27 protein-coding genes and 2 other annotated features are annotated in these 24,474 nt (G+C 44.9%); of the genes, 23 read left to right on the forward strand and 4 right to left on the reverse strand.

The genetic code is table 11. The annotated features are described in order from the left end of the window. Positions 1-13 precede the first annotated feature (13 nt). Positions 14-436: a DUF2935 domain-containing protein gene (locus A7K50_RS10065; protein WP_020491453.1), complete on the reverse strand. Its 423-nt coding sequence runs from the start codon at positions 434-436 to the stop codon at positions 14-16. A 135-nt stretch (positions 437-571) separates the two neighbouring features. Here A7K50_RS10065 and A7K50_RS10070 point away from each other — a divergent pair, with 135 nt between their 5' ends. The 12 genes from A7K50_RS10070 (at position 572) to leuS (ending at position 10,873) form a co-directional block, all read left to right on the forward strand. Then, a complete protein-coding gene (locus A7K50_RS10070) occupies positions 572-1,369 on the forward strand; it encodes a TIGR03936 family radical SAM-associated protein (RefSeq protein ID WP_243103712.1) in 798 nt (265 codons plus the stop codon). A gap of 84 nt (positions 1,370-1,453) precedes the next feature. Then, on the forward strand, positions 1,454-2,707 hold the full coding sequence (locus A7K50_RS10075; protein WP_026156272.1) for an Rne/Rng family ribonuclease: 1,254 nt from the start codon (positions 1,454-1,456) through the stop codon (positions 2,705-2,707). Positions 2,708-2,873: 166 nt separating this feature from the next. Next, on the forward strand, positions 2,874-3,185 hold the full coding sequence (gene rplU / locus A7K50_RS10080) for a 50S ribosomal protein L21 (RefSeq protein WP_020491456.1): 312 nt from the start codon (positions 2,874-2,876) through the stop codon (positions 3,183-3,185). A gap of 50 nt (positions 3,186-3,235) precedes the next feature. Continuing rightward, positions 3,236-3,511, forward strand: coding sequence for a 50S ribosomal protein L27 (rpmA, locus tag A7K50_RS10085; protein WP_119775987.1), 276 nt, complete (start codon positions 3,236-3,238; stop codon positions 3,509-3,511). Positions 3,512-3,587: 76 nt separating this feature from the next. Continuing rightward, positions 3,588-4,100, forward strand: a complete 513-nt coding sequence (locus A7K50_RS10090) for a Spo0B domain-containing protein (protein WP_119775988.1) — start codon at positions 3,588-3,590, stop codon at positions 4,098-4,100. 98 nt (positions 4,101-4,198) lie between these two features. After that, entirely contained in the window at positions 4,199-5,476 is a 1,278-nt protein-coding gene (obgE, locus tag A7K50_RS10095; RefSeq protein WP_119775990.1) for a GTPase ObgE, read from the forward strand. Position 5,477: 1 nt separating this feature from the next. Further along, a complete protein-coding gene (yhbY, locus tag A7K50_RS10100) occupies positions 5,478-5,768 on the forward strand; it encodes a ribosome assembly RNA-binding protein YhbY (protein ID WP_020491460.1) in 291 nt (96 codons plus the stop codon). 56 nt (positions 5,769-5,824) lie between these two features. After that, positions 5,825-6,466 carry a nicotinate-nucleotide adenylyltransferase gene (gene nadD / locus A7K50_RS10105; RefSeq protein ID WP_119775992.1) on the forward strand — a complete coding sequence of 214 codons (642 nt, stop codon included), beginning with the start codon at positions 5,825-5,827 and terminating at the stop codon, positions 6,464-6,466. 81 nt (positions 6,467-6,547) lie between these two features. Further along, entirely contained in the window at positions 6,548-6,802 is a 255-nt protein-coding gene (locus tag A7K50_RS10110) for an RNA-binding protein (protein WP_083916741.1), read from the forward strand. A 303-nt stretch (positions 6,803-7,105) separates the two neighbouring features. Then, entirely contained in the window at positions 7,106-7,690 is a 585-nt protein-coding gene (yqeK, locus tag A7K50_RS10115; protein WP_119775994.1) for a bis(5'-nucleosyl)-tetraphosphatase (symmetrical) YqeK, read from the forward strand. A gap of 3 nt (positions 7,691-7,693) precedes the next feature. Beyond that, complete coding sequence (gene rsfS / locus A7K50_RS10120) at positions 7,694-8,041, forward strand: ribosome silencing factor (RefSeq protein WP_119775996.1); 348 nt, start codon at positions 7,694-7,696, stop codon at positions 8,039-8,041. Positions 8,042-8,109: 68 nt separating this feature from the next. Then, positions 8,110-8,305: a binding site (T-box leader), on the forward strand. Positions 8,306-8,380: 75 nt separating this feature from the next. Beyond that, a complete protein-coding gene (leuS, locus tag A7K50_RS10125; protein WP_119775997.1) occupies positions 8,381-10,873 on the forward strand; it encodes a leucine--tRNA ligase in 2,493 nt (830 codons plus the stop codon). A 260-nt stretch (positions 10,874-11,133) separates the two neighbouring features. Here the strand turns inward: leuS and A7K50_RS10135 are convergent, their stop codons facing one another. Continuing rightward, positions 11,134-11,433, reverse strand: coding sequence for a hypothetical protein (locus A7K50_RS10135; RefSeq protein WP_119775999.1), 300 nt, complete (start codon positions 11,431-11,433; stop codon positions 11,134-11,136). A gap of 201 nt (positions 11,434-11,634) precedes the next feature. Here A7K50_RS10135 and A7K50_RS10140 point away from each other — a divergent pair, with 201 nt between their 5' ends. From A7K50_RS10140 to holA, 6 genes are all read left to right on the forward strand, one after another. Then, complete coding sequence (locus tag A7K50_RS10140; RefSeq protein WP_119776001.1) at positions 11,635-12,234, forward strand: helix-hairpin-helix domain-containing protein; 600 nt, start codon at positions 11,635-11,637, stop codon at positions 12,232-12,234. Between the two features lie 104 nt (positions 12,235-12,338). Continuing rightward, complete coding sequence (locus tag A7K50_RS10145) at positions 12,339-12,944, forward strand: DUF4131 domain-containing protein (RefSeq protein ID WP_119776003.1); 606 nt, start codon at positions 12,339-12,341, stop codon at positions 12,942-12,944. Between the two features lie 15 nt (positions 12,945-12,959). Beyond that, complete coding sequence (locus A7K50_RS10150) at positions 12,960-14,840, forward strand: ComEC/Rec2 family competence protein (RefSeq protein WP_243103713.1); 1,881 nt, start codon at positions 12,960-12,962, stop codon at positions 14,838-14,840. An 86-nt stretch (positions 14,841-14,926) separates the two neighbouring features. Then, positions 14,927-15,445, forward strand: a complete 519-nt coding sequence (locus A7K50_RS10155) for a peptidylprolyl isomerase (RefSeq protein ID WP_119776004.1) — start codon at positions 14,927-14,929, stop codon at positions 15,443-15,445. A 284-nt stretch (positions 15,446-15,729) separates the two neighbouring features. Next, complete coding sequence (locus tag A7K50_RS10160; RefSeq protein WP_020491469.1) at positions 15,730-16,593, forward strand: methyl-accepting chemotaxis protein; 864 nt, start codon at positions 15,730-15,732, stop codon at positions 16,591-16,593. Positions 16,594-16,629: 36 nt separating this feature from the next. Beyond that, positions 16,630-17,694 (forward strand): DNA polymerase III subunit delta, encoded by a 1,065-nt coding sequence (gene holA / locus A7K50_RS10165; RefSeq protein WP_119776006.1) that lies wholly within the window; start codon positions 16,630-16,632, stop codon positions 17,692-17,694. 124 nt (positions 17,695-17,818) lie between these two features. Here the strand turns inward: holA and rpsT are convergent, their stop codons facing one another. Then, entirely contained in the window at positions 17,819-18,091 is a 273-nt protein-coding gene (gene rpsT, locus A7K50_RS10170) for a 30S ribosomal protein S20 (RefSeq protein WP_083916743.1), read from the reverse strand. A 278-nt stretch (positions 18,092-18,369) separates the two neighbouring features. Next, positions 18,370-18,633, forward strand: a binding site (T-box leader). 240 nt (positions 18,634-18,873) lie between these two features. Here rpsT and A7K50_RS10175 point away from each other — a divergent pair. From A7K50_RS10175 to A7K50_RS10195, 5 genes are all read left to right on the forward strand, one after another. Continuing rightward, on the forward strand, positions 18,874-20,064 hold the full coding sequence (locus tag A7K50_RS10175) for an ABC transporter substrate-binding protein (protein ID WP_119776007.1): 1,191 nt from the start codon (positions 18,874-18,876) through the stop codon (positions 20,062-20,064). 33 nt (positions 20,065-20,097) lie between these two features. Further along, complete coding sequence (locus tag A7K50_RS10180) at positions 20,098-20,973, forward strand: branched-chain amino acid ABC transporter permease (protein WP_119776009.1); 876 nt, start codon at positions 20,098-20,100, stop codon at positions 20,971-20,973. 91 nt (positions 20,974-21,064) lie between these two features. Continuing rightward, complete coding sequence (locus A7K50_RS10185; protein ID WP_119776010.1) at positions 21,065-22,039, forward strand: branched-chain amino acid ABC transporter permease; 975 nt, start codon at positions 21,065-21,067, stop codon at positions 22,037-22,039. 104 nt (positions 22,040-22,143) lie between these two features. Further along, the gene (locus tag A7K50_RS10190; protein ID WP_119776012.1) at positions 22,144-22,911 is read left to right on the forward strand and encodes an ABC transporter ATP-binding protein; all 768 of its coding nucleotides are present in this window, start codon (positions 22,144-22,146) and stop codon (positions 22,909-22,911) included. Beyond that, a complete protein-coding gene (locus A7K50_RS10195; protein ID WP_119776014.1) occupies positions 22,904-23,623 on the forward strand; it encodes an ABC transporter ATP-binding protein in 720 nt (239 codons plus the stop codon). Before A7K50_RS10190 ends, A7K50_RS10195 begins: the two co-directional genes overlap by 8 nt. Positions 23,624-23,708: 85 nt before the next feature. On the opposite strand, the gene A7K50_RS10200 is transcribed toward A7K50_RS10195, so the two are convergent. Beyond that, positions 23,709-24,464, reverse strand: coding sequence for a Uma2 family endonuclease (locus tag A7K50_RS10200; protein ID WP_119776016.1), 756 nt, complete (start codon positions 24,462-24,464; stop codon positions 23,709-23,711). Positions 24,465-24,474 lie beyond the last annotated feature (10 nt).

Consider the following 24,474-nt stretch of genomic DNA (forward strand, 5'->3'; position numbering starts at 1 on the left):
CTTTATACAATACCTAACCTTGACTACAGATAGTCTGGGTGATCCCGATAAAGTATTCCGATTCACGAATTTGGTGTTTGATTACAGCAATCATTGTTGGATTATTCTTAACTGCCTGACTCATACTAAGAATTTCAAAAAGGAATTGAACGAACCGACTGCTTTGTTCCAGACAGAAACTGATTAGACGCAGAACCTGGTCGGCAACAGCTTGTTGTGTATTGCCATATCTGACCATTGTTTCAGTAAGCTGGACAACCTGGCTGTGCGTCTTCGTCAGAGCCTGTTCCCACTCCTTAAGTTCCTCCATGAATTTTCGTTCCAGATCAGGCACCATTTCCCGAATGACGATGGTATGTTCATACTCCTGGTGTTTCCAAAAGTTTGCCTCATCCAGGAGCCGCAGAGGCGTATGTTCACCGTAAGAAAACTGCATTGAAATTCCTCCTTCATTTACAAGTAGTGTATTCGGCATTTTTCTTAAACATGCCGGAATCAAAAAGCTTTGCAACAAAGCTTTGAAAAACCGTTGTGATATTTTGATTTTGAATAGATTGGAAAAGAGGCGGTTATGATGAAGATAAGGCTGGCCTACACCAAGAAAGGTGAAGCCCGGTATATTGCGCATCTGGATTTGACCAGAATGTTGGACAGGGCCTTGCGTAGGGCCCAAATCAAAGTGGCTTTTTCTGAAGGATTTAATCCTCATCCAAAGATTGCTTTTGGTCCTCCTTTACCGGTTGGTGTGGAAGGAGAACAGGAATATGTCGATATCGAAGTCAAAGAGAATACAGAACAGGAAAAGGAAGCTATTCGGAAAAAAGCTGGAGAAACAACAGAAGCCGGAGCATGTGATATTGAGGATATCGTTGAGCGGCTTCAGAGCCAGCTGCCCGAAGGCATAAAAATTATAGGCTCTGGGATCGCAGAAAAAGGAAGCAAGGCGCTGATGGCTGTGATTAATCTTGCAAGATACCGGACCGAAGTACCTCTCCTTCGTCCGATCGAGGCAGAGGAGCTCCGAAGAGCCTGCCGGAACTGGCTGAATAGGGACGAAGTGACGTCGATTCGTTATCAGCAGGGGAAAAAAATAGAGCGGAATATTCGCTTATTTGTTAAAAACATAGCGCTGATTTCTGAAGAAGGGGTTATTTCTGCTGATGCTCAGAATCATCAAGTACAACTGCGTCTGGATATTATTACCGGAAACGCTGGTTCAGTCCGGCCGGTTGAAATTCTGGAAAGTCTGAAAAATATGGACGGACTTCCGGTAGATATTCCAGGTATAACGACAACCCGGGAAGGACTGTTTATCGAACAATCCGACGGGGTGCTGAGAAACCCACTCGAAGTGATCATGACGATATAGTACCTCTCAGAAATTCGAATTTGATACTAGTACCTTGTTAACCTTTAGGGTCAACACGGTATTGGCCTGAAAGCAGGGATAAGATTGAAAGAGATTGTCATCACCACTGAGGATCACCGGATGAGGGCCGCAGTGCTGGAAGAGGGCAGACTGGCAGAAGTCCTGGATGATTCCGGAAGAGAATCCCGTTTGGCCGGTAACATCTACAAGGGTAAGGTCTGTAATGTTGTTGCAGGCATGCAGGCTGCTTTCATCGATATTGGGCTTGAGAAAAATGCCTTTCTCTATGCAGGGGATATTGTCAATCCGGAATATGTTCAGGTGCAAAATGTACCAGGGTTGCTGGTGCCACCGATTGAAAACCTCTTAAAAGAGGGCCAGGAGGTGATTGTTCAGGTCACCCGGGAACCTGTCGGCAATAAAGGAGCCAGAGTTACGACCAATCTTTCATTGCCTAGGCGTTTTGTGGTACTCTTGCCCGGAAATCGCGGATATTTGGGGATTTCACGTAAAATAACGGATGAAATAGAAAGAGAACGTCTTAAACAGCTTGTCCAGAATATCACCATTGAGAATGCTGGTCTGATTATCCGGACGATGGCTGAAGGCGTCTCGGAAAAAGAACTGGCTGATGATATTGAAAAGATTTTGGAAACCAATCAGACGTTAACGGAAAGAATCAAGAGCAAGTCTGGTAAAGGGCTGATCTACAGCAGCAGCGACCCGTTGTCTCGTCTTTTAAGGGAAACGATCGACGAAGAGGTAACGAGGGTTATTACAGATGACGGGGAGATGGCTGAGCTGCTCCGGACAAGGCTCCGGGAAGTCAGATGCTCGGTTTCCGGGAAAATATGGACTGATTTTAAAGGGAATTTATTTGAACGCTATCATATCGGTGATGAAATCCTAAAAGCATTAAAACCCAAGGTCTCGCTCGAAAGCGGAGGATATCTGGTGATTGAACAGACCGAAGCCCTGACCGCCATCGATGTTAACTCCGGAAAATACACTGGAGAAAGCTCCCTGCAGCATACCCTGCTGAGTCTAAATATGGAAGCTGCTTTAGAAATATCCAGACAGATAAGACTTAGGAACCTTAGTGGGATTATTATCATCGATTTTATTGACATGGAACGAAACGAGGATTGGGATCAGCTGCTGAATGTGCTGGAAAAGTCTTTTAAACAGGATAAGGTCAAATGTAAAGTAGTGGGCCTCACCAGGTTGGGGCTCGTTGAGGTAACACGCAAAAAAGAAGGTCAGACCTTAGCTGCTAGGAACACCGAAAAATGTCGGGAATGTGGCGGAAAAGGCTGGCACGAGAGAAGAATGAATTGAACTGTGGGATTAACTGATTGACGAATATAAGGAAAAATGCTAAAATATTAGAACGTGGTGACTTCTCACCACAACCGCACTAATTAGGTATGAACTGGTTTCTTGCCGTTTAAGCGGCAGCGGACCGACCTACACAGGCGAGTCTGGGTCTGGGAGGTGTAGAAAGATGTATGTAATTATCGAAACAGGAGGCAAACAGTACAGAGTTCAGGAAGGCGATATCGTCAATGTTGAAAAACTTGATGCAGCTGTCGGCCAGGTTCTCGACCTAAATCGGGTACTGCTTGTTGAAAAAGATGGCAATGTAACGATTGGAGCTCCAGTTGTTGACGGCGTGACAGTTGTCGCAAAAGTTCTGGAACAGGGTAAAGGCGACAAAGTCATTGCGTTCCGTTATAAACCCAAAAAACACGTTCGTGTTAAAAAAGGCCATCGTCAGCCTTACACGAAGCTTTCAATTGAAACAATCAATGCTTAATGATTGAAGTTAGAATACGATCAGCATGTTCTTTTTAGGAGGTGATCTTCATGGCTCACAAGAAAGGTGTAGGAAGTACACGAAACGGCAGAGACAGTAATGCGCAAAGACTCGGAGTCAAACGCTCTGACGGACAGTACGTTTTGGCAGGAAATATTCTTGTTCGCCAACGCGGAACCAAACTCCATCCTGGCAAAAACTGCGGCATCGGCAAAGATGATACGCTGTTTGCGCTCACAGATGGTTACGTAAAGTTCGAACGCAGAGATAAATTCCGCAAGCAGGTAAGTATTTATGCGGAAAACGGGATTACTCAAGCCCAATAACAGATTACACTTCATACCCCTGGGTTAACCCGGGGGTATGTTTTATTGGTGATTATCTTTGGTGAGGAGAAGAAAAATGGTCAATCTTGATAAAAAGATCCTTTATGAGCAGTTGGATAATTTCCAGATCCTTCGGCATGACTTTCTGAATTATTTTCAGGTCATCAAAGGGTATTTGCAGCTTAATATGCCTGACAAAGCGTTGGCTTATATTGATGAAGTCTTAGTGGAGATCCGGCCGCAGCAAGATATTTACAAGATTGGCCAAAAAACACTGCTTGGTATTCTCCTGGGATGGTATTTTAAGCTGCGTCTGAAAGGTGCAGAATTTGTATTGGATTTTCCCCCGGAAATGAAAAATGAAGAATTTTGGCTTAATCATTGGCAGGAAGAATATGCCCTGAGTTTTTCTGGATACACTAAAGACTGTTTAGATCTATTCGTGCAGGGAGACCAAGATGTTGAAACATTAACGGCAAAAATCCAGTTTGGTGTTATCAGCGGAGGATTTTCCTGCGAATTCAGACTATATAAAGAAGATAATCTTCTTGAGATGAATGTATATTCCACAGTCTATCAGAAAGTATGAGTTGGTTTCTGATAGATCTAAGCGCAGCTAAGGCTGACGCCAAAGGCTTGGCGCCAGCCAAGTTTTCTTTAGAAAAATCCAAATGAAGGGGTTAACGAATGTTTTATGATCGCGCAAAAATATATGTAAAAGCTGGAGATGGCGGAGCAGGAGCTGTGTCTTTCCGCAGGGAGAAGTATGTCCCGTTGGGGGGGCCTAATGGCGGAGACGGCGGCCGTGGTGGGGATATCATTCTTGAAGCGGATGAGGGCCTGCGGACGCTGGTGGATTTTCGCTATCGCCGCCATTATAAGGCAGACCGTGGTGAACACGGGCAAGGCAAGGATATGCACGGGAAAGGTGCAGAAAACCTGGTGTTACGTATACCGGCAGGAACGATAATTAAAAATGAGAATTCAGGCGAAATTCTGGCTGACCTTACCCGTCATGGGCAAAGGATCACCATTGCCAAAGGCGGCCGCGGCGGCCGTGGTAATGCCCGTTTTATGAGTAATACAAACAAGGCTCCTACAGTGGCGGAGCGCGGAGAACCAGGGGAAGAGCTTTGGCTTCTTTTTGAACTGAAGCTCCTGGCAGATGTCGGTCTGGTCGGATTCCCGAATGTCGGAAAATCCACACTGATCTCAAGGGTATCCGCTGCCCGCCCCAAAATTGCAGACTATCATTTCACGACCCTAATCCCGAATCTTGGCGTCGTTCAAGTAGAGGACGAAAGTTTTGTCATGGCGGATATCCCGGGAATTATCGAAGGGGCGCATTCCGGGGCGGGACTTGGACATGAATTTCTGCGTCATATCGAGCGTACCAGACTGCTTCTTCATATCCTGGACATCTCGGGTTCCGAGGGCAGAGACCCACTGGAAGACTTTAAAATTATCAACCAGGAACTCAAACTGCACAGTCCAGCCCTTGCTGAAAGGCCGATGATTGTTATTCCGAATAAAATGGATGTTAACGGTTCTGAGGAAAATCTCCGGCGTCTCCGCGAGGAACTTGGGGATGCCTATGAAATCTACCCGATTTCGGCGGTAACCGGAGAGGGAATCGATAAATTATTGCACAAGGTGATACAAATCCTTCCTGAAGTACCGCTGATTGGACTTTCAGCTGATCCTGATGAACATCGCATGGTCCAGGTCCAAAGTGAGGACAGATTTGTCATTACACGTGAAAACAGTATGTATATTATTACAGGCAAAGAGATTGAAAGACATGCGGCGATGGCCTACCTTGATACAGATGATGGCGTCATGCGCTTCCAGAATATCCTTAAAGTGATGGGAGTCGACGATGCACTGAAGGAACAGGGGATCAAGGAAGGCGATAAAGTGTCAATTGGAAAGTTGGAGTTGGAATGGTCGGAGGGAGGACAATAGTATGCTGACAGGCAAACAGAAAAGGTTTTTAAGGGCTATGGGGAATGAAATGGAACCCATTTTAATCGTTGGCAAAGATGAAATTACAGATAATATGATTAAACAGGCCGCCGATGCGTTGGAGGCAAGAGAGCTGATTAAGGGACGGGTGCTCCAGAATTGTGCCGATGCCCCGAAAAATATTGCCTCCGGGCTGGCCGAAGCTACCCGTTCAGAATTGGTTCAGGTGATCGGGCGGAATTTTCTGCTCTATCGGAAGGCAAGCGAAAAACCAAAAATAGAACTGCCCTGACATATTTTTCTGTATTACGGAGACTTGCCTAATAATAAAAATTTAGGAGATAAATAATGGAACGGAGTGTTCGCGAGTCAATCACCGGCAGACGCCGGATTGGCATCATGGGAGGAACGTTTAATCCAATTCATTACGGCCATCTGGTGGCTGCGGAGACAGCCAGGGTCGAATTTGCGCTAGACAAGGTTTTATTCATCCCGACAGGCATTCCTCCACATAAAGTTAATCACCAGATTGCAAATTCGGATTTGCGTTTTGCGATGGTCGAAATATCTATCCACGACAATGAGAATTTTATCGCATCCAGAATTGAGATTGACAGGGAAGGCCCTTCATACACCTATGATACTTTAAAAGCCCTGCATCTGTTGTTCCCTGAACAGGAACTTTTTTTTATCACCGGTTCGGATGCGCTCCGGGATATTTTGAATTGGTGGGAAGCAGAAGGAATTATTGGGATATCCAAAATTATCGGGGCTTCGAGACCGGGGTATGAAATTGGTGGTTTTTTGGGAGAATTATTGGACAGATATCCTTATGCCCAAAACAGAATATTCGAGATGGAAATCCCCGCTCTGGCTATATCTTCGACAGATATCAGAAAAAGAATCTGGAATAACAAGTCTATCCGTTATTTGCTTCCAGAAGAAGTACGGCGTTTTATCATAGAAAATAATATTTACATCAATAAATAAACATTTGACTTCCGATAGGATTGTATACTATAGTAATAGTTGTTTCATACTATAAACAAAATTATTTTAGAGGTGAATTCCATGACAAAAACCCTGTACGTGGGCAATCTCCCCTGGAGTACGACTTCAGAGGAACTGACTGAGTACTTTGCTCGGTTTGGCAATGTAATCGGCAGCAGAATCATTACCGACAGAGAAACCGGTCGCTCAAGAGGCTTTGGCTTTGTAGAAGTTGCTTCAGAGGACGCCGAGCGCTTAGCAGAAGAACTTAACGGTAGTGAGTTCAGTGGCCGTTCATTGACAGTAAACGAAGCGAGACCTCGCCAAACTGTCTAATGTTATTTGGTTAGGGGTTTCTGTTAAGATAAATTCTGATTTTTATAAGTCATAGGGCTCTATATAAATAGCATGAAGAATCCTGGTTTATCTTACATTCCCGGACCCTGGACCCGAGAGAATACGGTACAGCAAACTGTACCGTATTCTTGTATGACGCCCATGGATAGGCCTAATGCAGCGACGTACATGGAGGTGTGAGGGTGTTTAAATAGCCTCACGGTACAGCGTTACCAAGGATGGCATAGAGCTGCTGGTATCATGGATGGCAAGGAGTGGGTAAGATAGGAGAGGTTGAACGTTGTGAACGACCAGCTGGAATACTTCAGGACTTTAGCGTCACGAAAACTTTCACTGAAAAGATTTCAGCATACGCTCGGGGTAAAGGATCTGGCCGTGGAACTTGCCCCGAAGTTCGGTGTGAAAGAGGGTGATGCAAGCTTAGCTGCACTTACCCATGACCTGGCTAGGGAGTATACTTATCTAGAGCAATTAAAAAAAGCTCGGGAATGGAACCTTATTCTTTATCAGGAAGATCTGAAAATTCCTCAGGTCATTCACGGAAGAATCGCAGCATATATGCTGCAGAACCTTTACGGGATAAATAACGAGGATGTCCTGAATGCGGTTGCGAATCATACCTTGGGGAGACCGGGCATGTCCCCTCTGGAAATGTTGATTTACAGTGCCGATCTCGCAGAACCCGGGAGGGATTTCCCCGGTGTAGACAAGCTTCGTCAGAAGTTGTATCATGACCTTAAGACAGGTACACTGGCTTGTATCGAGCATACCTTGTACTATTTGAAGAAGAACAATAAGCCGATTCATCCACTGACGATTCTGGCGTATGAAGATTTGAAAAATGGAAAAGCATCTAAAGGAGGTTAGAATTTGGAAAAAAGCCATGACCAACTGCAGAAAGTAGTTGACTTTATTGACGATAAAAAAGGCAGAAATATTCTGACCCTTGACTTAAAGGGAATATCTGTCATTGCAGATTATTTTATGATTGCCACGGGAAACAGCACGACTCAGACCAAAGCAATTACTGAGTACCTTGCAGAAAAATTACCCGAGATTGGGCTTTCGGTCTTAAGGATAGAAGGACTTCCTGAAGCTCAGTGGGTGCTGATCGACTGTGGTGATATAGTTATACATATTATGACACCGGATACCAGAGAGTTTTATAGTCTGGAAAGACTATGGGGCGATGCCCGGGAAGTTGTATTATCTAATTGATTTTTGATTCTATATAGAATTAAGGTCTAAACGATTTGAATGATTGACTTGAATACCCAATCTAATATGTTTATGCTTTGAAGGAAAGCAGTACCTAAAAGGGATGGATCAGAGAGACGGCGGTTGGTGCGAGCCGTTTTCAACCAGGCGGGGAACTCGTTCCTGAGCAGTGTCCGGGCAGCAACGGATGCCGGTTAGAACCGTTATAATCTTTAAGCGCACAGAATTAGGGTGGTACCGCGGGAGCAAACTCTCGTCCCTTGGGGATGGGGGTTTTTATCTATTTTTGCAGAACAATTAAAGACTGTTCTGTTGGAAAGAACTTTGGAGGTCGGATCTATGCAGGAAAGATATTTGTTCAACGAGATTGAGTCAAAATGGCAGAAAACCTGGCTGGAGAACAAGGTAGGAAAAACTGAGGAGAATAGCGGTAAAGAAAAGTTCTATGCACTTGCCATGTTTCCATACCCATCTGGAAACTTACATATGGGACATGTTCGCAATTATTCGATTGTTGATGTGATCGCCCGCTTCAAAAGAATGCAGGGCTATGATGTACTTCATCCGATTGGTTGGGACGCCTTCGGCCTTCCTGCCGAAAATGCCGCGATCAAAAATCAAACGCCGCCGGCAGAGTGGACCTGGAAAAATATCGCGAACATGAAGCGTCAGCTTCAGGAAATGGGTATTTCCTATGATTGGGACAGAGAAGTTGCAACCTGCCACCCGGAATATTACCGATGGACGCAATGGATTTTTAATCAGTTTTATGAGCACGGCCTGGTCTATAAGAAAAAGGCAGCTGTAAATTGGTGCCCATCCTGCGCGACGGTGCTAGCCAACGAACAGGTTGTGGATGGCACCTGCGAGCGCTGTGACACACCTGTTACCAAAAAAGATCTGGAACAATGGTTTTTCAAGATCACGGATTATTCGGAGCAGCTTTTAAACGATCTGGATAAACTTACAGGCTGGCCGGAAAAAGTAAAAACCATGCAGCGTAACTGGATCGGCCGTTCCGAAGGGGCTGAAGTCAAATTTAAAATTGAAGGAACCATTGATATGATCACCGTATTCACGACCAGAGTCGATACGATTTTTGGTGTGAGCTACGTGGTTCTTGCCCCGGAACATCCGTTGGTTACACAGCTCGTTAAAGGAACGCAGTATGAACGAGGTGTACTCGCTTTTATTGAGAAGATGAAAGGCCTGAACGAAATTGCACGAACCTCATCGGAAGCTGAAAAAGAAGGTATGTTTATCGGACATTACTGCATCAATCCGTTAAGCGGAGAACGGGTGCCGATCTGGATTGCCAATTACGTTCTTCTCGAATATGGAACAGGTGCGGTTATGGGTGTTCCAGGTCATGATGAAAGAGATTTTGCCTTTGCTGGGAACTACGGTTTGCCGATCACAAGAGTCATTCTTGATCCTAAAGTTTCCGCTGCAGATAAAGATCTGCCGATGAAGGAAGCTTATATTGAAAACGGAACCATGGTCAACTCTGTGGATTTCGATGGACTGGATAACCGGACAGCCTGGGGCAGGATGGCTGCTAAACTGGAAAAGCTGCAGCTTGGTGAGCGTAAAATCAATTACCGTCTCAGAGACTGGCTGATTTCCCGTCAGCGCTACTGGGGTGCACCTATTCCGATGATTTACTGTGATACGTGCGGCGTTGTCCCGGTGCCGGATGACCAACTACCGGTTCTGCTGCCTGACGATGTCGTGTTTAAAGCTGGTGAAAACCCGCTGACCACTTCCCAGAGCTTTGTGCAGACAACTTGTACGAAGTGCGGAGGGCCTGCCAGAAGAGAAACCGATACGATGGACACCTTCATGTGCTCTTCGTGGTACTATCTGAGGTATTGTGACCCGCGGAATCCGCATAAGGCTTTTGACGAAAAAGCCGCAGCCAAATGGATGAACGTCGATCAGTATGTCGGTGGCGTTGAGCATGCGATCCTTCATCTGCTCTATTCACGCTTCTTTACCAAAGCCCTGAGGGATTTTGGCTACCTCCAGGTGGATGAGCCGTTTGCAAATCTGCTTACCCAGGGAATGGTCTGCATGGACGGTTCCAAGATGTCCAAATCCAAAGGAAATGTCGTCAGCCCTGAAGAGATTATCAGCAAATACGGTGCAGATACGGCCAGAATGTTCATTCTTTTTGCTGCGCCGCCCGAACGGGATCTGGAGTGGAGCGAACAGGGTGTTGAAGGTTGCTACCGTTTTTTAAACCGTGTCTGGCGGCTTATTGACCAGTATCAGGCTGCTCTAGCTTCTGCAGGCAATGGTAATTCTGAATGTGAATCTTCTACGGAGCTCGATGCTAAAGCCAAACAAATGCGTTTTACCACGCACAGTACCATCAGGAAGGTCACCAATGATGTCGGTAGCAGATTTAATTTTAATACCGCAATTAGTTCCATTATGGAGTTGGTTAACACACTTTATCTGTATAAAGAAGAAAAGGATGTCAACCTGGCTGTCGCCAGAGAAGGTATTGATACATTGTTAAAACTCTTGGCACCGTTCGCGCCGCATATCACCGAAGAGCTCTGGGCAGAACTTGGATACACAGAAAGCATTCATAAACAGGCCTGGCCCATTGAAGACGAGACCGCGCTAATCGAAGAGGAAATCACGATCATTCTCCAGGTAAACGGGAAAGTCCGCGACAAGGTTCAGGTCCCGGCTGAAATTCCTAAAGAGGAACTGGAAAAAATGATTCTGTCCTCAGAAAAAGTCAAACAGCACCTTGAAGGAAAAACCGTTATCAAAGTGATCACGGTTCCAGGTAAACTGGTAAACATAGTTGTGAGGTAAGACGGTGATTCACAACCCAATATTTTGATATACCGGCCTGCAGATATAAATTAAATTTTTTCAGCAGGTCTTTTTTTATGTCAAATCAGATAATACTTCAAGAACTAGGATTAAAATCAGCCACGATTCGAATAGAGAATCGTGGCTGATTGCCACGGACGGTGGCACACAAAGTGCCTAGTGTTGTCAATACGTCAGGAATGACAAAGTGTTCGACTGGGCTAATGCGGCGGTTCAATTCAGAAGATCAGAATGGGGTATCAATAATAATAGGGGTATGGTCCGTAAGGGCTGTACGGGTAAGGGCCATAAGCATAACGGGAGCCGTAGGCTAGCCCTGCGCCGTAAGCAAAAGGAATACTCAGTGCTAAAGCGGCTATAGCCAGGAACGGAAGAAACAGAAATCCTGGGTTATTGGAATGAAACAGAATACCGTCCTCGCGGACTTCAACAATTTGTCCGTGGTAGGTTTTGCCGTCAAAGAGACTTATTGTGGCCTGCTTCCCTGCATAAGGAGCAACAAGTGCATAATTTAGATGGGTTCCTCTAAATAATGTCATTGGGAGCGGGAGCACCTCCTTGTAAATATTTGCCAATTTAGGCTGATATATTCTATGTTTTGAAATAGAAATGGGAACATTCTTATGATCAGGTTTAAAGTTTAAGCGCGCTGATTAATTTGGAAACGGCAAAAAAGTGATCGATTACAAAGGAATCTGGTAATAAATGGAGAATAATGAAAAAAGAGGGGGTATGGACGATTGGAGAAAAAGCTGAGGCTGCTTTGGTGGGGCATTTTGGGTGTATTGCTGGTTCTGGCCGCTGTGAAACTGTTTTTGCCAGTAAACAGTCCGGTTGAAGTTAATCAGGCAGAAGAAAATAGGGAGATTGTAGTTTATATTTCGGGTGCAGTTGTGCATCCCGGTCTTTTGCACCTGCCTATGGATGCAAGGCTGGATGATGCACTGAAGGCAGCGGAATTGACAGCTGAAGCCGACCTTGAAGTATTGAATCCTGCCCAAAAGCTCAAGGATGGACAAAAAATAATTGTGGCCTCAAAGAATACCGGAACGAGTCAATTAACCGGAAATGAGGTCCAAAATAACACTCAAAATAAGATTGAGAACAGCGCAGCTCAGCCGGGTACAACAGACGGATTATCGACAAAGGTCAATATCAATACCGCAGGTATTAATGAACTGGATACCATCCCGGGAATCGGACCGTCCTTAGCCCAGCGAATTATTGATTATCGTACGGAAAATGGGTGGTTTTCCGCACCGGAAGAGATTCAAAATGTTTCGGGAATTGGTTCAAAGACCTATGAGAAAATGGAGGAGTATGTCTCTGTGGGTTCGTAAGACAATACATTTGGGGCAAGTATGGGCCCACAACTGATTAGAGAGTTATTTATGCTGGTTTGCATACCAAAATGAGAAGAAGGTCATGAAGGGACATAAAGCTCATGAAAGATAAGTTGGTCGGTCAGACTACAGCTGTGCTGACGGGTGGATTCCTGGCCGTTCAAAGTGAAAGAGAAACAAGGACATTCATTTTGGCCATTTCCCTGCTTTTAATTATAGGAATCATGTTTATCTGGAAACCGCTTGATTTTTTCGGCAAAGCTTCCAAACCGGAAGCGGTACTGCTTGCCTGCGGACTTTTAACAGGGTTTTTGTATGGGATGACGGTAGAGAACAGTCTTGCTTCTCCGCTGGTTATAGAAAGAATCGAGATACAGGGAAGACTTTCGGATTGGCGGATTGATGATAAGATCGGTCAGGGTACTTTTATCCTGGAAGATGTCTATCCCGGAACAAAAGAACACTTGGAGAAAAAATACCATTTTCGTGTTTATCCCGAAGAAGATGGGGTGTATATGAAGGGATGGGACCGAGTTAAGCCCGGAGACACCATCTCGGTCACAGCCAGACTGGAACATCCCAAACCTCCAGGAACAGAGGGCGAATTTGACCTTCCGCTTTATTATGCGGTAAGAGGCTTAGGCGGCACGATTACAGCCTTCGGGGAAGCTAAAGTGCTGGAAGAAGGTGTTCCGGGTTTTACCTGAAGGATACGTCAACATGTGCATAATATTCTGACCGCGTCCTGGCCGGAACAAGCCGGCATTCTTGAAGGAATTTTGTTTGGTGATTCCAGCGGGATTTCTGCAAAAACACTGGAGATGTACAAAGCCGCAGGAGTCATGCATGTTTTTGCGGCTTCGGGATCGAATGTGGCCTTTGTGATGGCTCTGGCATGGCTGTTTTTATTTGGCCTGCCCCGGAAAGCCAGAATCGCTGCAACAATCGGCGTTATCTTGTGTTATGCAGTCTTATGCAGTGGCAATCTGCCTATCTTAAGGGCAACCATTTTGGGAACCTCAGTCTTGATCGGCCGCTTATTAGGCAGTAAAAAAATATCGATGCTTAGATGGCTTCTTTTCGCTGCGTTGATTCTTTATTTATGGAATCCTTTATTTTTACGTGATATAGGCTTCCAGCTTTCCTTTGCTGCGACCTGGGGAATGTTGGTTCTATCACCCCGGTTGATAAAGAATGCCTGGTTCGGCAAGCTGCCTGAATTACTGAGACTGCCTGCAGCAGCATCGTTTGGCGCTCAGATTGCCGTTCTGCCCATTATGACGAATGTTTTTCATAAACTGTCTCTAGCTGGGCTGATCACCAATATATTCATCCTTTTTATGCTCGGCGGAGTTTTGCAGCTAGGGCTTATCGGAACGGTATTATCTTTTGTCCCGGGTATGCCGCCTATTTTTTTTCAAGCTGCTGTATGGCTGCTTGAGATCTCTGACCGTATATTGACGTTGATTGCATCTTTCCCCTGGGCCTATTTCTGGGTATTGAATCCCGGTATGATCTTCTGGATAGCCTGGTATGTATTTCTGGCAGGGGTGTTATTCGGTACGGAAAGAATAAAATTTATTTGGAGTGTACAAATCAGAAGACTTATATCAGCTGCGAAGAGATTACGATTACTGCCCTGCCTGAGCAGAATAGGTGACACACTCAAGCTTGGTAAGGCTGAAAAGTTAGATACGAATCAGATAAAACCGAGATATGCTAATCTGAGAGATGTGATATTGCAATATGTAAAATTCAGGTACCTCTTTGCTTTGCTTTTGATTCTATTGCTCTGGAACCCCTGGTCAAGCGGCAATGCCTTGAAGATCACGTTTATTGATGTCGGCCAAGGGGACTGTATCCTGATTCAGACGGCCCGAGAAAACCTGCTTGTCGATACCGGTCCCCGTAAGGATAACTACAATGCAGCGGAAAAAATTGTGCTTCCTTATCTAATGGAAAAAAGGATAGGTAAATTGGATTTTCTTTTTATCACGCACGAGGATGCTGATCATTTGGGAGGGGCACAATACCTGCTGGCTAATTTGCCTGTGGCAAAAGTCGCAGTACCCGAAGCGGGCGATAGAATAACAAATGAAGAATGGCAGTCGGGAATTCCAGCGGAATACTACCGGAACGAAGGAAAGTTTGTAACGCTTAAGGCAGGGGATTATATCCATTTTTCTTCCAGTCTGCAGATTGATATTATGGCCCCGGTCGAAGAAATGAACAACACCGGTGCTGATTCGAATAATAATTCTCTGGTGATACAGATAGAATATCTGGGAAAAAAAATCTTATTGACGGGAGATATGGAAGCAGAAGAAATGGAATCCATCTCAGACAGAGGAACTGACTGGAATTCGGATTTTATAAAAATTCCACATCATGGCGGAAAAGGCTCTCTGGATACAGCTTGGTTTGACAGTACCAATCCCCGGGCAGTGTTTGTTTCTGTAGGCAAAAACAGCTTTGGTCATCCTTCCCGGGAGGTTATCAACTACTGGGAAGAAAGAGGTGTACCTATATATCGGACAGATATAGACGGTACAATACAATTAATGATCAATAAAAAGAGCTCTAAAATAATAACAGGCAGGTGACAGCTGCAAATTTCTTTTTTATCCAAATTTATGCTATAATCAACAACTGAACGAATAATTCATACGTTGAAAAGGAGTTATCGATCATGGAAAAACCGATTGTAACGATTGAAATGGCCAACGGGGATGTCATTAAGGCCGAACTCTATCCTGAAATAGCCCCGAATACTGTCAATAATTTTATTTCATTAATTGAGAAGGGCTTCTATGACGGTCTGATTTTTCACAGAGTCATTCCTGGTTTTATGATTCAGGGAGGATGTCCCCAGGGTTCGGGAATGGGTGATCCAGGCTACAGTATTAAAGGAGAATTCTCCGGCAACGGCGTCATAAATGATCTGAAGCATAGTCGTGGAGTCCTGTCAATGGCTCGTTCCAGAATGGCAGATTCAGCCGGTTCTCAGTTTTTTATCATGGTTGATGATTCACCTCACCTTGACAGCCAATATGCTGCTTTCGGTAAGGTGATCGAAGGCATGGAATTTGTCGATAAAATCGTATCGGTTGAAAGAAATTATCAGGACAGACCTAATCAGGAACAAGCTATGAAAAGTGTAACCGTCGACACCAAAGGTGTAGATTACGCTGAACCGGAAACCGTCTAAATATTTAGTCTGATACATCAAATTAGTCCAGCAAAGACTAATTTTATACGGAAATACAAAAAATATTAAAAACATGAATAAAAAGAGGAAGTGCATGGAAATAATACCAAATGAACATCTCTTTTCTCCTCCTCTTTCTTTCCCCTTCATCCGTTGAGGGGGACTTTTTTTGTTTAAAATCTCAATGATCTTTGGTTGAAAAGTTATTTGTTCTGCGCTATAGTAGATATAATTCAAAATAATTACTAAATAGTCATTTTGTGAAGAGAGAGGAAGATATTTCAATGGATTTCGCAGAAAATAATGCAAAAAGCCATGAAGAAATCTTGGAAACCTACGCGATGGTATTATCCAATTTAAAAGAAATGATGCAGGAAGACCTTATGGTGATGATCACAAACAGGACAAACATGCTCTATTACTACCCCGGCTACAAAATGGTGACGAACGTGGATTCAGCGAGTTTTAAGGTTAGTGATAACCCTCACCTTGTTGAAGTGATGAGAACAGGTAAATCCACATCGAATCTTATGCCCAAAGAGAAATTCGGTTTTCCGTTTGCGTCATTCACATACCCAATTAAAGCACCCAATGGAGAAGTCATCGGGTGTGTCGGAATCGGTAAAAGCTTGGAAAAACAGGCTAGAATTGATGAGGTTTCCCAAAGTCTTGCAGCAACGCTTCAGGAAGTAAACGCCGGGCTACAGGAAGTAGCTTCAGGATCACAAGGACTTTCGTTCAAAATTAGCAATGCTGTAAAATCCGCAAATGAATCCGCCGTGAAAATTAAAGAAATCAATAAAGTTATCGGCGCTATTTCAGATATATCCTCACATTCCAACTTGCTGGGACTGAATGCCGCAATTGAAGCGGCCCGCGCCGGAGAACAGGGACGCGGCTTTGCAGTGGTTGCGGAGGAAATGCGCAAACTTGCCGCCCAGAGTAACGATTCGGCCAAAATGATTACTGAAATACTTACTGAGATGAAAGATTCCATCGGAAGTATCATTACAGAAATCAATGAGATTGGTGGTATTGCTGAAAACCAGGCCGCAGCAACTGAAGAAATCACTGCTGCAATTGAGGAAGTAAGTGAAAATTCGCAGGACCTGGTTGAATTCTCAAAAATCACATTGGATGGCAAATAAGAGACCCTCTTCTTAAGTCCAAGGAGAAAATAGGATATGACATTAGATATAATCAAACACGACATAGAGAACCACGGTATTCCCTCTGTTTATCTCTGGTACGGTGAAGACCGTTATTCTCTCACCGAGGCTTTGAAACTGCTAAAAAACTATTATTTGCTGGATGACCCTTCCGGCAGCAATACAGAGCTTCTTAACGGAAAAGAACAAACCCGGGAAGAAATAATCCAGGCTGCCAATATGACAGCTTTTTTTTCCGGAAAACTCGTGGTTGTTGATGATCTTCCTTATTTTGGAACGGGCAGGAGTAAAGGCGTTTCTGAATCGGAAAACAGCGCTGAAGAAACAGAACGATCCGATTCAGGGAGAGAAAGTGACCCGGATATCTTGCTGGAATACTGTCTGAACCCAAATCCGTCCACTTGCCTGGTTCTGATATCGGAAAAAGTAAACAAAGGCAGAAAACTGTTTAAGGAAATCAATAAAAACGGGAAAACAGTAGAATTCGCTTTTCCGAAGGGCCAGTCGGAATGGATGGCCTGGCTGCAAAAGCAAGCGCATCAAAACGGGAAGAACCTGAGTGTTCCCGTCGCTTCGTTTCTTTTGGAATGGGCTGGTCACCAGACGGGGGTGCTCAGTCAGGAACTGGCCAAATTAGCTCTATATACCGGAGAAAAACAAAACATAGAAATTGAAGATATCCGGAAAATAAGTTTGCCGATGATCGAGACGACGGTCTTTGCGATGTTGGATGCCATCGCGGCAGAGAATACCAAAGATGCATTGGCCAGGCTTAGCGAAGTGCTTAGTCAGGAACATTACCTCAAAGTGCATACAATGATCGTCCGCCATATCCGGCTGTTACTGGCAGCGAGTATTTGGCGGGCCCGCAAGGGCACAGTCAATGATTTTATGGGCACTGCAGGAATTAGGACATTCTTTGAAGGAAACAAACTCTTTCAGCAAGCGGACTCTTTTTCAGCCAACAGATTGGCTGAGGCCATGGAAGATTGTCTTCAGACTGAACTGGCGTTAAAAAGCAGCGGAGGGAACCCTCAGCTGCTGCTGGAAATAATGGTTATACGATTGTGTAAGAAATAACGTAATGAAAAAAGAGGATGCCCCAGGGTTCTGAGATATCCTCTTCAATGTCTATGGAGCGTGAAGCGTTTAAATAGCCTTCACGGATGCTGCGACGTCCATGGAGGGACTCGTGCAGCGTTGCTTAGCTGGCTTTATTATTCAAAGCCTGGAACTTTTTGGCCATTCTGGATTTTTTGCGAGCTGCTTTGTTTTTGTGGATCAAACCTTTTGCAGCAGCTTTATCAAGTGCACGGGAAGCTTTTTGCAGAGCTTCAACAGCATTTTCAGGATTATTGTTTACAGCTTCCTCAAAACGACGAATAGCGGTTCGTAAGGAAGATCTGGCAGCAGTATTCTTGGCATTCTGTAACTTGCTTAGTTGGACCCTTTTAATTGCTGATTTAATATTTGGCATACAGTCACCCCCTTCGAAACATCTAACTACCGCACGTTTTTTAGACAAAAGTTATTTTATCATATTTTAGCGAGACTATGCAACTAAATTCTTAAAAAAGAATAACCTGTCTTTATCTATTGCCATGTCAACCATCCATTGCATACCATTCTGAAATATATTTTTATATATTTTACAATAGCCATACAGAATTTCTATGGGCATACAGAATAGATATTTCTAATTGACGAATCTCAGGGCTCTGTGATAATATAGATTCAAATCAATACCATTATTGTATAAAAGTAATGATGGGGTAAAGTAAACGGTATGAGCTTTCCAGGGAGGAAACGTCTTAGACTGAAAGCGTTTCTATCGTATCGATCGTTGAAGGTTCACCCCTGAACTTCCGGACTGAAACCTTTGGGTAAGTAGGTCTGGACGGAGGCTTCCGCCGTTAAAAGGGAGGGGGTATAAGGAAGAATAAAGTCCCGTACCTGCTGAAAAGTGGGGTCTGCTTAGACCCAAATAGGGTGGTACCGCGAAGCACTTTCGTCCCTTCAGGGATGAGAAGTGTTTTTTTAGTTGGCTGCAAGGAGCGGCTAGCAAGGCCACGGATGCCCACGGACCACACCTAAGTTTCAGCAGGGAAAGACTCCTTTATTCGTACTCTTAAGAGAGGGCTGGAGTGATCCGGCTAACTGGGGTGGTACCGCGGAAGGCCACAGCTTTCGTCCCGGCGAAGGCTGTGGCTTGTTGTTTTCTGGTGAATCAGAAAAATATGAATGTAGGAGTGAAGGATGATGAAAAGAAAGTTCAAAGGTTTCACAGGGAGTATGGTAGTAGCTTTATTATTGGCGGGCAGCCTGATATTGGGGGGCTGCAGCTCCGGGAAGAGCAGTACGGCAGGCAGTGAGACAGCAGAACCTTACAAAGTGGGTGCGGTTCTCGATATCAGCGGGACTTCCTCTTCTTTGGGCACACCTGAACGCGATACACTGCTGATGATGGTGGACAAAATCAATGCCGAAGGCGGTATTCAAGGCCATCCGATTGAACTGATCATTGAGGACAATAAAAGTGATGAGACGGAGGCTGTACTTGCTGCGAATAAGCTGATCGAAAAAGGCGTCCTTGCAGTTTTAGGCGGCAGCTCCAGCGGAACCTCGATGGCAATTATTAAAACTGTTCAGGATGCGCAAATCCCGATGATTTCTCTGGCAGCAGCCAGCAGCATAGTTGAACCGGCAGCTGAAAGGCAATGGGTATTTAAAACAGCCCAGAGCGATATCGTCATGATCAATAAAATCGTGGAATATCTCAAGAAGAATAACATGACGAAGATTGCCTTTATGTATATGAACAATGCCTATGGCGACAATGGCAAGAAGGCCATTAGCGCAGCAGCTCCCCAAAATGGAATCACCATCGTTGCCGAAGAAAAATTTGACGCGACAGACAATGATATGACGCCGCAATTGACGAATGTCAAGAGCAGTGGAGCTCAGGCAGTCGTCGTATGGGCGATTCCGCCTTCGGCCTCCATCCTGACGAAGAACTATAAGGATCTGGGACTGACGATTCCGCTCATTCACAGTCATGGCGTCGGCAATCAAAAATTCATTGAACTTGCCAAGGACGCTGCTGACGGAGTGATTCTTCCAATAGGTAAGCTTCCGGTGGCCGATCAGATTGCGGATTCTGATCCGCAGAAAGCAGTGCTTACAAGTTATATCAATGATTACCAAAATAAATACAATACCGCGCCCAATTCATTCGGTGGTTATGCGGCAGATGCTTTAAGTCTCCTGGTCAAGGCGATCGAAAAAGCCGGTCCAGACCGCAGCGCCATTCGGGATGAACTGGAAAAAACGCAGGGACTTGTCGGCGTATCCGGGGTATTTAATATGTCTAAACAGAATCATAATGGCTTAAGCGAGGATTCCGCCGTTTTGGTTCAGATCAAAGACAGCAAATGGAAAATATTACAGTAACAAGGGCAAAATTCAGTAACGGAGTGAAAACTGATGGGAGAACAACTACTGCAGCTATTATTCAGCGGACTTACGCTTGGAAGTATTTATTCCATTATTGCCCTTACCCTGGTTATCACCTATAAAGTAACAGGCATATTAAATCTAGCCCTTGGGGAATTTCTGGTTATCGGGGCACTTCTGACGGTCAGTTTCAAATCAATGGGGATGCCGCTAATAGCGGCCTCCCTTCTCGCCATCATTATTGTCGCTTTGTTGGCGGGGGTGCTCGAAAGGCTGACGGTCAACAAAGCTAGGGGGGCCAGCAGCCTGACGATGCTGATCATTACAATTGGTATTTCAATATCCTTAAGGGGGCTGGCCCTTCTGATCTGGGGAACAGATACCTACTCTTTGCCCTCCTTTACGACTAGCGGACCAATCATGGCAGGCGGGGCGGCGCTCAATCCTCAGAGTATCTGGATATTTTTGCTGGCAGCGGCAACATTGATCTGCATCAACACTTTTTTTGGACGGACGTACTGGGGAAAAGCAGTTAAGGCTTCCGTCCTCAGTCCCATCGGAGCCCAGCTACAGGGGATCAATCTGAGTATGATTTCCCTAGCCGCATTTGTTTTTTCAGGGGCTTTGGCTACCGCCGCAGGAATCTGCATCGGACCGGTGACGATGGTCACGTATGATATGGGTTTTATGTTAGGCGTCAAAGGTTTTATCGCGGCAACAATTGGCGGATTGGGGAGTATATCCGGAGCTGTTCTGGGGGGATTAATCCTGGGACTTTTGGAAGCCTACAGTTCCGGACTGATTTCCTCCGGGTTGAATGATGCGATCTCTATTGTGATTCTTCTTGCAGTCCTTTTAATCAGGCCGGAAGGGATCCTGGGTGCAATTAGCGAGCGTAAAATTTAATTTTAAAACAGGGTTGGGTTTTCTTTTGGCATAGATTTAAATTTTTTTGAGTAATATTCGACAGCGTTATATGGTAAGGAGCGTATCTCTGGTGAAAAAGATTCAATTTAAATTTAGCGGAGCTGTCATCATGCTGGTGCTGTTGATCATTCCGCTCCTGCTTAACAGCAATTATCTTTATGGGATGCTGATTGTTATCGGCCTGTATGCCATCATTGTTCAGGGCTTGGGAATACTGATGGGTTATGCGGGACAGGTTTCGTTTGGTCATGCGGCGTTTTTTGGTTTAGGCGCTTATACGGCAGCAATATTAACCACGCGTTTCCATTGGCCGTCATTGTTAGCCCTTCTTGCAGCGATTCTTCTTCCCGGAATCGTGGCGGCACTTATTGGCAGACAGACCCTTAAATTACGCGAGCTATATCTTGCGCTTGCTACGCTTGGATTTGGGATTTTGGTCTATATATTATTTACCGAGGGCCGAGATATTACCGGAGGACCATCCGGGATCAGTGGTATCCCGCATCTGGGCATCGGCAGTCTTACTTTAAACAGTGACAGGGAATTTTATATCATGGTGTGGATTATTCTGGTCCTGATACTGCTGGGAATACGAAATTTAGTCCGTTCCAGAACAGGCAGGGCCTTATGTGCGATCCGGGAGAGTGAGTATGCGGCAGAAAATGCCGGTATTGACTGTATACGCCTGAAGCTGCAGGCTTTTATCTTCAGTGCGCTCCTTACGGGCTTGGCAGGGGGCCTATATGCTTTTTTCGTGACCTTTATCAGTCCGTCACCGTTTACATTTCATGCTTCCGTCCAGTTTGTATTGATGGCTGTAATCGGCGGCCTGGGAACCTTTTGGGGGCCTTTGCTTGGGGCAGCAGTTGTCGTGGCTCTGAGTGAAATCTTAAAAGAATTGATACCGCTCATCATTCCCGGAGCCGGTGGCGAATACCAGATTATTATTTACGGAATCATCCTGGTAGCCCTTATGATTTACCGGCCGCAAGGTTTAACCAGTATTGGAGAATTCTTCCAAAGATCAAAAAAGAGTCTGGTTTGAGACTGAAATAGTCCGTTAAACCTATATTTGAACAGAACAATAATAGGAATATTAAATAAAAAATATAGATTGCGTATCAATGCAACAGAAGGAGGGAAAAAGCGATGCTCCTAGAGTTACACAGAATCACAAAACATTTTGGCGGCATTATGGCCGTTAAACATGTGTGCTTTGGGGTTGAAGAAGCAAAAATAACAGCGCTCATTGGACCCAACGGTGCAGGAAAAACGACGATTTTTAACCTGATTGCCGGTACATATCAACCGGATGAAGGTGAAATATTATTGGAAGGGAAAACGATCACCGGAATGAAGACGTATAAGACAGCCCGGGCTGGAGTAAGCAGAACTTTTCAGAACCTTCAGCTTTTCGGCAGCATGACCGTGATGGAAAATGTCATGACTGGGGCTTACCTGCAGGGGAAAAAGGGCTTTATCAAGTCGTTCCTTTCTTCCCCAGATCGGTCTAAGGAAGAAAAGAAAATCAGGGCTGAATCCCTTAGACTGCTTGAAGAGGTTGGTTTAGTGGAGTCGGCCGGTCTACCGGCGGCAGTTCTGCCGTTTGGACAGCAAAGACTCTTGGAAATTGCCAGAGCCCTTGCTTCTCAGCCCAAACTGATCCTGCTTGATGAACCAGCTGCGGGGCTAAATGCCGCTGAATCTGAAATCCTGACAGAATATTTGAAAAAACTTCGCAGTCAGGGTACGACCATGATTATGATTGAACATGATATGGAAACGGTCATGGAAGCTGCTGATAAGATTGTTGTACTGAATTTTGGCGAGGTGATCGCCCAGGGAACCCCGGCAGAAATTCAGGCTCACCCAGAAGTGATCAAAGCCTATCTCGGAGAGGATGAGCAAAGTGCTTAGTGTAAATGGTCTCGATGTTTATCATGGCTATGTGCATGCGCTGAAAAATCTATCGATGAATGTCAAGCAGGGAGAAATGCTGGCAATTCTCGGAGCCAATGGAGCAGGCAAGAGTACCCTGCTGGGGACGCTTGCTGGGTTATACAAGCCGGCCGCAGGAGATATCGTTTTTCAGAACATAAAAATAACCGGCCAGTCACCGGATAAAATCGTCAGATCTGGTATCGCCCTTATACCGGAAAAGAGAGAAATATTCAGCGCATTAAGCGTAATGGATAATTTAATGATGGGGGCTTTTCACCGTTATCGTCAGGACAGGACTGATATTCCTAACGATGCGAAGGAAATCTTAGAATTATTTCCTCTGCTGCAGGGAAGAGAAAAGGACTTGGCAGGTTCTTTAAGCGGCGGACTGCAGCAAATGCTGGCGATAGGCAGGGCACTTATGGCCAGGCCCTCGCTACTGCTGCTTGATGAACCTTCCGTCGGGCTAGCTCCACTTGTTGTGCGCGAGATTATGGCGATCCTGGTCAGGATGAAAGAATCCGGCGTTACGGTCGTACTGGTTGAACAAAATACAAAAGCCGCCTTAAAAGTAGCGGACAGTGTAATTGTCATGGAGCGAGGTAGGATTGTTCACTACGGAAACTCTAAAGAAGCAATATCGGATGCTCTGCTTCAGGAGGCTTATTTGGGCCGGACCCGGATGTGAGTATATTGCGGCTTTACCCAGCGTATGTATCGTATCAAAACCTTAAGAGTTTTAAGAGTTAGTGGATCCTATTATAGTATAATTTCTACCATAATGATTTCAATGGAATAGATAAACCAGTGAAATATGGAAGATCTACAACATCTTCATCCATACCTGCTGCAGCTAAGACGTAGGAACCATCCCTCAGTACAAAACATTCGAGGGTTTTCTCAGCCGGATCGACCAGCCAGTAATGTGGGATCTTGGTCTTTTGGTAAATCTGCAGCTTCTGCAGACGATCTTTGCGCCTGCTGGATGGGGAAATGATTTCAACCACGATTGTTGGCTGGCCATTGATACGGGCTTCTTTGATGATCTGTTTTTGCTGCCCGGAAACGTAAAAAATGTCGGGCTGGACCACGTTGATATCTAATAATGTTACATCAAGAGGTGCCACAAATACTTCGCCTTCGGGATCATTTCCCCGAAAATAATCTTCAAGAATCCATGTCAACCGAAGCAAAACATGTTGGTGGCTAACATTTGGAGAAGGTTCTTTCATCATAATACCTTCGAGAATTTCGATGCGGTAGCCGGGTTCATCCGGTATCTTCAGATAGTCTTCGTAAGTCAGCTTCCTAGAAGATTCTGCAGTGTATTCGTTTGATTTTTCCTGCACTGCTGAGGCAGTATTTGTAAGTGCATGGATGACATCCGTCAATATATAACGATACTGCTTGCCATTCAATTCAATGAATGGTATTTTTTTCTCTCGCGTATATTTCCAAATAGTTTCTGTTGAAAGATCGAGTGCTTCAGCCAACGCTTGGGCAGTCATAAGATTCTTGTCTATTGGCATATCATGATCA

It is taken from the genome of Dehalobacter sp. MCB1 (assembly GCF_003590275.1).
In the GTDB taxonomy this organism is placed as follows: domain Bacteria; phylum Bacillota; class Desulfitobacteriia; order Desulfitobacteriales; family Syntrophobotulaceae; genus Dehalobacter.